General features: G+C 62.5%; 6 protein-coding genes and 2 pseudogenes. 5 read left to right on the forward strand and 3 right to left on the reverse strand.

Annotated features, from left to right (window positions below; translation table 11 throughout):
* Nucleotides 1-675 precede the first annotated feature (675 nt).
* The 3 genes from AWC07_RS28305 to AWC07_RS01530 form a co-directional block, all read right to left on the reverse strand.
* Entirely contained in the window at nucleotides 676-1,338 is a 663-nt protein-coding gene (locus AWC07_RS28305) for a hypothetical protein (protein ID WP_244187413.1), read from the reverse strand.
* 245 nt (nucleotides 1,339-1,583) lie between these two features.
* Entirely contained in the window at nucleotides 1,584-2,432 is an 849-nt protein-coding gene (locus tag AWC07_RS01525; RefSeq protein ID WP_244187414.1) for a hypothetical protein, read from the reverse strand.
* Nucleotides 2,432-4,771, reverse strand: coding sequence for a putative alpha/beta hydrolase (locus AWC07_RS01530; RefSeq protein WP_036414625.1), 2,340 nt, complete (start codon nucleotides 4,769-4,771; stop codon nucleotides 2,432-2,434). Before AWC07_RS01530 ends, AWC07_RS01525 begins: the two co-directional genes overlap by 1 nt.
* Before the next feature lie 406 nt (nucleotides 4,772-5,177).
* On the opposite strand from AWC07_RS01530, the gene AWC07_RS27345 reads away from it, so the two are divergent.
* From AWC07_RS27345 to AWC07_RS01555, 5 genes and pseudogenes are all read left to right on the forward strand, one after another.
* Nucleotides 5,178-5,624 carry a hypothetical protein gene (locus AWC07_RS27345; RefSeq protein ID WP_036414623.1) on the forward strand — a complete coding sequence of 149 codons (447 nt, stop codon included), beginning with the start codon at nucleotides 5,178-5,180 and terminating at the stop codon, nucleotides 5,622-5,624.
* A gap of 22 nt (nucleotides 5,625-5,646) precedes the next feature.
* Nucleotides 5,647-5,914, forward strand: a pseudogene (locus AWC07_RS29635) (DUF5631 domain-containing protein); the annotation flags it as partial.
* A gap of 536 nt (nucleotides 5,915-6,450) precedes the next feature.
* Complete coding sequence (locus AWC07_RS29465; protein ID WP_341865236.1) at nucleotides 6,451-6,648, forward strand: hypothetical protein; 198 nt, start codon at nucleotides 6,451-6,453, stop codon at nucleotides 6,646-6,648.
* Nucleotides 6,638-8,800, forward strand: coding sequence for a DUF5631 domain-containing protein (locus AWC07_RS27350; RefSeq protein ID WP_167379996.1), 2,163 nt, complete (start codon nucleotides 6,638-6,640; stop codon nucleotides 8,798-8,800). Before AWC07_RS29465 ends, AWC07_RS27350 begins: the two co-directional genes overlap by 11 nt.
* Nucleotides 8,801-8,900: 100 nt before the next feature.
* Nucleotides 8,901-9,290 (forward strand): annotated as a pseudogene (locus AWC07_RS01555) (DUF5631 domain-containing protein); the annotation flags it as partial.
* Nucleotides 9,291-9,463: the final 173 nt, after the last annotated feature.

A 9,463-nucleotide genomic window follows, 5' to 3' on the forward strand; every position in this document is an offset into this window, starting at 1 on the left:
GCGTCCTGATAGGCCAGCCCAAACATGTCGCCGGCCGCATCCTGACCAGTGTTGGCCCCAAAACCTGCCGTCAACGAACCCAACGCGGCCACCAGATCCTCACCAACAGCAGCCACCGCGCTGCCCGCGGTGAACATCGCATCTGGGTCGACCGCCAGCGGAGCCACGCGCGGAATTTTGCCTTATGGCATGGTTTGTCGCCATTCACCAAGTCCAGTCTCGGGTCCCAGACGTCTGCGTCACCCACGCAGCGCGAACCCGACGTGCTGTTGTCCTGGGTGGCCGATACGTCCTGGCTGACAGCAATTCCATCAGCAATATCGACGAGCGCCGAGCTGAACCCCGTTAGCTGCCGGCAAAGTTGTAGACAGTTGTCGTGCTGGTCAATTCAATTCGCTACCGCCCCACGGTGTCGATCTTCACAGCTGTGAGTGGTGATGCGGTTGGACTCTGCGCTGGGTGTCCGGGTGGTGCTGTACACGCCACCGGCTTGCCACCGGAATTACTGATGTGCGCGTGTGAGTCTTCCGCGGTCGGACTGCCGGCACTGTCTGCTCCACAGCGGCGCACCCAACTCGCCGAACGCCCTGAATTGCGAAGAGTCACTAGTGGTTTCGCGCTGTGAGTTCGAGTTGTCAATGCAAATCCGCCCATGGATGGAGGGACTTCGGGCGCTTACCTAGTCGTGATCAGGCGGGCATCTTGTTGGACGAGAAGCGGATTGATGAGGTCGACCACGATCCAGTGCCTTGACTCATCTACGGCGGTGATCACACCGAGGTTGTAGATAGCGCCATCAAGCTCAACTGTGACCGGGGAGCCGAGCACCCACTGCTCGATGGGCTTGGTGGTGTCGTCTGCCGCCACGACGACGCGAGCCACGCCAGCGGGCAGGTCCTTGAGATCCGGCGTGGAGGCGGGGTCGAGCACGTGTCCCGTGACGACAACTCCGTCGACGTTGCTCCACCTTGCAGGCGCCTTGTGCTGTTCGACTGGCTGTATCGCTTGAACGGTTGCGCCTGTCGGCATCTGGTCGTTGACTTTGACGTCCACCGGAACCGCCCAATCTGGCTGACCGGAAGTGAACACCGCGAGGGGGGAAGTCGGGATCGTCCACGGTTCGTTGGCAACTGCTGGTTGTACATCGCCCGGGGCGACGTAGGTGATTTCGCCGACTTTGATTCGACGGGGTGGTTCGCCGGCGGCCTGCATCTTCATCACCGACACCGGCGCATGCGCAGCACCTTGGGCACATTGCGTCGCAGTGATGAAGCCTGGCAGCCGCTGACCGCCATGGTTCGCGTCCGGGTACTCGATATAGAAGCCGGCTTTGCACACCGCGGTCGCGGCTCCGTCACCAACCATAATCGGAGAGCCCGGTTGCAGAGCGCTTACTGGCCCTGACGTCAGCGTCGGCGCGTTGATCGACGGCGGGGGTGGGGCAAATGAGGCGGAGGGCTTGACGCTCGATGACGTTGTGCCCGAAGACTTGTCGCTGGCATCCGACGCGCAGCAGACGGCGCCCAAGAGAAGGGGCAGGATGATCGACGCCGCTACCAATAACCTTGCGGCGCTAGCCTTTCTCATGTTTTCGCGCTTGGCGAGGGCCAACCAGGAGACGCCGGCAGGGTCGGAAACAACGACCGGTCATATTCTTGGCCCATTACAAAATCGCGGTGCGGGGGCGCCTTCGCGACACAGGCATCTTCGTCTTGGACATAACCCGGCCATTCCCACTCCCGCCCCATTCCAGGCTGGGCGTACCACCCGCCCTCGCGGCTGGTGATCCTCCAACCAGTGAAAACATCGACCGACGGCGCACGCGCCGGCCCCTGCTGAGCGGGCAGCGGCGGCGCCGGCCTGGCAGGAGCGGTCATGGTGATCCGCATCGCCGCGATACCTGTATCCGGGCCTGGCCTTGCAACATGCGGGTACACATAGTCTCGGCCAAGACGGCCCTCATTAGCACTGCCGAATGTGTATTCGCAGACAATGACCGTGACATCACGACCCGATGTTGTAACAGACAAGAGGTGGTCCTGCTGCGTGCCCACCCATGGCCGGTCCGGCGAACCGCCGGTCTGTGGCCACAGATACTGTGTGCCGATCGGATCGTAGATGGACTTGTTGGAATCAACCGACTGCCTAAATCCCGGGTACAGATACTTGTTATCGCTCGTAGCGGAGGCCAGCGTGAACGACTCTGCGTAGGCGCGCACCACCACCGCCGGCCACGCGGTCACGTCGATACCGGGTTCAGCAGTCCACACCATGGTGAAGTCGTCGAGCACCGCAGGCCAACCCGCCGGCGGCGCCGCAGACGTACTGGTCGAAGCTTCACCCGAGCGGCCACCCGAACCGCATCCGCCGACAAACAGCACAGCAACTGCCAAAAACGCTGCGATGGTTCGCAACTCGGGCCGGATTCGCATCACTTCCTGCCCTGATCGGGGTGCGGGACACCAACAATATCGTCGTAGCGGCTGACCAACCCCACATCCGGGGACAAGCGCTCGCTGGGCAGCCTGGGTTCGAGCGACTGCGATAACGCGGGACCAATCACGCTGTTGTATTGACCGGCCGTAACGCCTTGTGGCTGAAGTTCTTCCAACGTCGCGATTCGCCCGTTGGGGTGGTCGTGGTCATAGATGATGAAACCAGGTGGCAACCCGGCTACGGTGTGTCCTGTTCCGAGCATGGCGTTGAGGATCTCTTGGTCGGCCATTCCTAAAGACATGGGTTGTATCGGATTTTCGGTCGGCGCAGTCGGTGATGGTCCGAGGATGGCGTTTTCCAGGTTGTGGCCGAGGATGCCGATCGTAGGACCGGCGATGCGGCCGACCCCGGGGATAAAGCCACCTGCTGTGGTGAGACCTTGCAAGCCCGTTTCATACGCCGATTTCTTGGACTGGTATTCCGAGACGCCCTGGTGGTACCCATTGTCCTCGTTGGCTTGAAACGCATTGTGTGTGCCGACGTCGACCAACGCCCGCAAAGTTGCGGCATCATACAAGTGCTGGTCGTAACCCGAATGGGTGGGATCGTTGGCAAAGGCAGCTTCGTGAAGCACAGCCTGCGCGTAGGCCTGGCCGTTGAAGTACTGGGCGGCCTCCTTATCGCTGCTCAGCACCGAGAAGACACCCTTGGCCACCGGCAGCGCACCCGACATGGTGTCGCGGTCGAGCGGATCACCGAATCCCGGTAATCCCCCCGATGTGCCGGCGATGTTGTTGACATAGGGCCCCAGCCCGTGGGCCATATCGCGGACCAAGTTCGGGTTCACCTGACCAAGGGTGTGGTTTCCCGGAAGATGCAGCAACTCCTGGTCCTTGCCGATGTACGAACTGTAAGCGCGGGCGGTTTCGGCGGCGATCCTTTCCTCCGGCCCCTGGACCACCGCCGAATCCCCGGTCCACGAAAACAGGGATCCAACACCTTGGCCGTTGTCTTTCCAGTAATGGTGGGTGATGTTTCGCAGGAACTTATCGTGGTCGGCTCCGGTGATGGTGTCATGTACTACCTGGTGATCCGGCGACACCGCCGAGAGGACATTGGACACCGTGGGATCCAAAGCAGGATCGCGTTCGACGTTTTGTCCTTGGCTGGCAGGGTCGGCACGCCAGATCGGCGTGTCCATCATGACCGATGCCTTATGGATCATCGCGCGATCCAACTCGGTATTCGTCTGAAAGCCCTTGTCCCCGTCCTTGACGATGCCGGCGATGTCGTTCATTTGATGCGTAAAGAGCACTCCCGACGAGCTCAACGCCTGCTGGACACTTTCAGGCACCTGCGAGACGCCACCTTTTACCGTGTCGGAACCCTGCTTGGCGCCAACGGTTAACGGAGTCTTCGGGAAGGTGATATTTGGATTGCTCATCAGCTGCCAGGAATTGGCGATCATGCCCCTTTGTGCGCCCAGGCGTTGCTCCGCGGTCGTGAGCGCGTCGACAGACATGCCGTGTTCTTGAGCTTGCAACTGACTCAACACTGAGGCCTGCTCGGCAGTCAACGGAACTTTCCCGGCCAACTGATCGGGGGTAATAGAACCCAATACAGCATTAACTCGTCCGGCCGCGCCTTGGTCACCAGCGAGCGCATCATGGACGTCGTGTTCAGCTTGGTCAGGCGTCTCGGGTTCGTGGTTGTCGGCACCCCAAATTCGAGAAGGGTCGTACCCGTCGACAGCCAGATTTTTCTCCGCGGTTCTCAGAGAGCTTGAATACCCGTCGCGGATCGAATGCAGCTCATCCAGGGTAGCCTTGGTATCGTCAATCGCGTCGTCTTCGCACGCATGAATGAAAGCATCCAGTGCCTCCCTGTCCTGTGCGGTGAGTTGAGGATTTCTCTCGAGCGCCACCGCCTGGCCAATTTCGTCATCGAGTTGCTGCAGCTGGCCCTCTAGCTTTGCGATCTCCCCGCTTGCGGATCGCTGCGCCTCGGCCAAAGCGGCCGCGATGTTTTCCAGGTCCACCCCAATCTTGGGCAATTGCAGCGACTGCGCACCCAGCGACTGCGTGACGCGCTGCACCTCAGCGGAGTCGTTGATCGGGTGCTCACCATTCTCCCGATTCCAGGCTTGCTCGAAGCGGCGCCGTGCCAGGTCGAAAGCGGCGTCAGCCTCTGCGGTGCACCGGCCGGCGGCATGAAACGCCTCCGCCAGATTCGAAATCTGTGCTGGACGACCGGCTTTGAGGCTTTGATTTATCGCCCATGGATCACCACCGGATTCGGCGATCAACAGTGGGATGCTGATGTAGCGAAGCTGCACTGCGCCCTCCGTAGTTGTGGATCATTCCATGTCGGTGAAGACGCAGCGGCCCCCGACCCGTGGCGCCGCTGGTGACGGCTCTTCGGCAGCTACCTGGCTACCTGCGTCGCACACCGCATCACAGATGACCGCCAAGGGAGCCACGCGCGAATTCTGCCCTACTGCACGGGTTGTCGCCATTCACGCCTGAAAACGGACGTGGGGAGCATCGGCGGTCTCGCCCGGTGGGGGCAGCGTGGCAACTCGGCGTTCGTCGACATCGACGCGGCCCGAACAGGCACTGGAGTGCGCCCAGGCAGCAGTTGCAATACCCTTCCGTGGGGTGACGAACCTCCCACCTTTGACCGGCCAATGGACACCGACCCATCCCACGCAGCCCGGGACAGGCTCACGCGTTTGGCAAGCTGTGGGCTTGGCCATCGCCATTGCCCTAGGCGCCGCAGCTCTAATCGTGGCGCTGACACGCCCGACGACCAGCGGAACAGCCGCAGGCCTGGCAACGTCCGCTCCGGCGACGTACACCTCCGCTGAAGTCGCCGCCGCGCACCAGAAGTTGTGTGAGGTGTACAAGCTGGTGGCGCATGCAGTGCAGATTGACACGAACAGCGACGACCCGGCTTTTGCCCGTGTTACGAGTGTCAATGCGGCAATGGTGCTGGACCAAACAGTGAATGCGGCACCAGCGTTAGCCAACGATGACCGCAGCGCGGCACTCGCGCTCGCCGAGGCATACACCCATGCAAGCGCCGTAGCTAGCGTTATCACGGGTCGCGGCGACCCCGAGTGGCGGGCGGCCGCCGACGCTGTAAACGCAAAGGATGCGAGGATGAAGGCCGTGTGCGGTCCCGGCTGACCTGCCACGCCGCGAGTAGTGGATGTTGCTAGTTGGTGCGTGGTGGCCGGCTCGTCCTGATGCGCCCGCGGCCGGAATCTCGTACTGGCGCCAGGCAGGGGAAGTCAACCGCCAAGAGGCCAGCAATCTACAAAACGCACGATCTCTGTTGGCGGTAAACAGGGGACAAAGCTCCGACGATTTGCTAGAGCGGTACTGGGGGTGTGGACAGGTGAGCAGCGTGCGGCCACTATGGCCTGTCAGGCCAAGCACAATGTGCACATAGCGACCGAGTCGCACATGCGATCAACAATCGCCATGTGAGCCATGCGGGAACCCTGCCCTACGGCATGGGTTGTCGCTACTCACCCGGTTTCCTTTGGATGGGACGCCAGGAGCATGGGCCGCCTCGCTCACTCATGAGCGCCATCGCGGCAACCACAACGTGCATAGACATCGACGTAGCTGAATAGACACTGGAGTGCGCGCAGGCAGCAGCAGGAATAGCCTTACTCAGGTGACGACCAACCACCCGCCTGCGCAGCAGTCACCGCCATATCCCACCTACCCCCCAACACGGTCCCGCATCTGGCCAGTGGTGGCACTGTCGGTCTTAGCCACCTTACTCGGCGCCGCAGCTTTGATCGTGGCATTGACCCGCCCTACTACGAGCGGAACATCCGCAAGCTCGGCGACGTCCGCGCCGCCAACGTACACCTCCGCGGAAGTCGCCGCAGCGCATCAGAAGTTGTGCGAGGTATACAAGCTGGCAGCGCGTCAAGTACAAATCGAAACAAATGGTACTAACCCGGCGCTTGCCGCTGCTGCCGGTGTGAATGGAGCGGTGATGTTGATACAAGCAGTGGATGGCGCTCCGGCGCTTTCGCCCGGTGATCGTGCTGCCGCGCTGGCGCTCGCTGAGGCCTACACCAGTACAAATGCGATGGGTAGTTACCTGGGCCGGGACGATCCGGCACTTCAGGCGGCGATCGATGACGTCATCGCTAAGGACGCGCGAATGAAAGCCGTGTGCGGTGCCGGCTGATCTGCCACCCGGCAAGTGGTCGATGTTGCTGGTCGGCGCGTGGTGGCCGGCTCGCCCCGATTCGCCCGCGGCCGGGGTCTCGTACTGGAGCCAGGCCGGGAAAGTCAAGCGCGAGGAGGCAAGCGACCTGCAAAACACACGATCGCAACTGGCAGTAAATAAAGGTCGGACCGCCACCGATTTGCTTGAACGGTATTGGCGCGGCGAGCAGCGTGTAGCTACTATCGCTCATCAGTGCCAAGTGAAAAGTGAGCAAAGCGACCTAGTCGCAGACGCGGTCAACAATTTGCGTGATCGGCTCAGCGAAATCGCCAAGTCCGGCAACGAGGAGATAGACCGGATTCTATCTGGTAACGGGCCCACGGAGGCCAAAGTTGCCGCGGTGAATGCGGTTATTGTCGAAAAAAACGCAAGTGCATCCCATGCTGGGGCGAATGCGATATCCAACATTGTCGACGCTACGCAGCGGGTACTCGATGCAACCATCGGTGGTGACGCCCGCAAGTGGCTGCGTGACCATGGCGTAAATCTCGACGGCCCACCTCCACCCCAACCGGTCACCGCGGAAGACCTCGGCTCGCCGCCCGCCGCGTCCGCAGAACGATCGACTTACGGCGCCCCTCGGGGATCGGCCAGCACAGGGGCGCACGGTGATGCCGAGTCATTGGGATCACCGATCGAGCTAGCTTACGGCGGACCTCAAGGTATGACCGACGCATCGCTGCGGACTGACATCAAACCACCAGCCTCCCCGCCAGGGCCAGCTTACGGAGGTCCGCAAGGGGTGCCAGGCGCACCCTCGGCGCCGATTGCCCTTTCACCGCAGTCTCCGCTGGGCGCACCAGCGTTCAGCATCGGCAGCCCCTCCATTCCGGCGGCTTCGGCACCGGCGACCGGCGTATCAGCAGCGGCTGCCGCACCTTTATCATCGCAGTCCCTAAGCCAGTCGTTCACCACCGGCATGATGACCGGAGCGCCGGCGGCTGCCGGAGCGCAGTCGTTGTCCGAGGGCACAATCCACGCGGCCACAGAGCCTTTGGCACCAGCTACGCCGCCCGCGACGACGCCGATGGCCACCGCTCCAGCAATCGCGACCGGCGCCGCCGCCGTCCCTCATGTTCCCGACATGAGCGCAGCAGCAGCTCCGGCCCCGGTCGTATCACCGACGGCTGAGACCGGCATGACCACGGTAGCCCCGGTAGTTGCGGGTGGACCGGCCGCAAGTCCGATCGCCCCAGTCAGCGCCCCGGCGGGGCCGTTGCCTGCCTACGGCTCTGACCTGCGTCCGCCAGTCATCACACCACCTACCGCCGCCCCCGCCGGTCCGGTCTCTGGTGCAGCAGTAGCCCCCTCCCCGTCCTCGTCACCATCAGCCGGTGCCTCGATGATGTCGCCGGTCGCAAAGTCCACCTCACAGGCCTCCCACGGACAAACGCCAAGCGCAGCATCACCATTGGCCGGTGCCACCGTAGCCGCTACGGTCGGGGCCACAACCGGCGACGCGGCGAACCGATCGGCTGAGCAGCAACGCTTGCGACGCTTCGTCGATGCGATGGCCCGGCAAGAGCCAAACATCTCCTGGGCGGCCGGCCTACGCGACGGCGGACGGACCACACTTTTGGTTACCGATCTCGCCGGAGGCTGGATTCCACCCCATGTTCGGCTGCCCGCCCATGTGACGCTGTTGGAGCCGGCACCACGGCGTCACGATGCCAACGTCGAAGACCTCCTGGGCGCGGTCTCGGTGGCCGCCGTACACCAGCCCCATGGCTACATCGGCGAGCCGGAACCCGACGAGCCCGCCCTAACCGGGGACCGCACCGCACGCACTGCGCCCACCGTCGACGAACTCGGGCCGACCCTGGTCGAAGCCGTGCGCCGCCGCGACGGCCTACCCCGCATCGCACAAGCAGTCGCAGTAGCCGCTGCACGCAACTACGGCGTACCAGACAATGAAGTCGAGCTACTACATGAACGAGCCACTGAAATACAGCAATCGGTCCTGAGCGCGTATCCGCATCATGATGCGGATACCGCGATTGATTGGATGCTGTTGGCGGCGATCAACGCGTTAATCGAGGGCAACCATACGGCGGCGAACTATCACCTCGCTTGGGCGATCGCCGTTACGTCAACGAGGAGAGGCGCATGACTGTCGACCGTCACGTAATTCCCCAGGGGTTGGCGTCACGTAATTCCCCAGGTGCGGGCCTCAGTGGTAGGTCTTACCGGCCCGGTTCGGTGTTGTCTAGCCCCATGGCTACATCGGCGAGCCGGAACCCGACGAGCCCGCCCTAACCGGGGACCGCACCGCACGCACTGCGCCCACCGTCGACGAACTCGGGCCGACCCTGGTCGAAGCCGTGCGCCGCCGCGACGGCCTACCCCGCATCGCACAAGCAGTCGCAGTAGCCGCTGCACGCAACTACGGCGTACCAGACAATGAAGTCGAGCTACTACATGAACGAGCCACTGAAATACAGCAATCGGTCCTGAGCGCGTATCCGCATCATGATGCGGATACCGCGATTGATTGGATGCTGTTGGCGGCGATCAACGCGTTAATCGAGGGCAACCATACGGCGGCGAACTATCACCTCGCTTGGGCGATCGCCGTTACGTCAACGAGGAGAGGCGCATGACTGTCGACCGTCACGTAATTCCCCAGGGGTTGGCGTCACGTAATTCCCCAGGTGCGGGCCTCAGTGGTAGGTCTTACCGGCCCGGTTCGGTGTTGTCTAGACGGTATGGGGAGGCTGGGGCCTCACTGCATGTGATCGTGGGTTGCCGTCAGGAATTGGGTCCTGGCCGGTAG

This window comes from Mycobacterium gastri (genome assembly GCF_002102175.1).
Classification (GTDB): Bacteria; Actinomycetota; Actinomycetes; order Mycobacteriales; family Mycobacteriaceae; genus Mycobacterium; species Mycobacterium gastri.

Coding starts and splice junctions, on each gene's coding strand:
- AWC07_RS01525 (WP_244187414.1), bottom strand. CDS start 2,432: ATGCGAATCCGGCCCGAGTTGCGAACCATCGCAGCGTTTTTGGCAGTT.
- AWC07_RS29465 (WP_341865236.1), top strand. CDS start 6,451: ATGTTGATACAAGCAGTGGATGGCGCTCCGGCGCTTTCGCCCGGTGAT.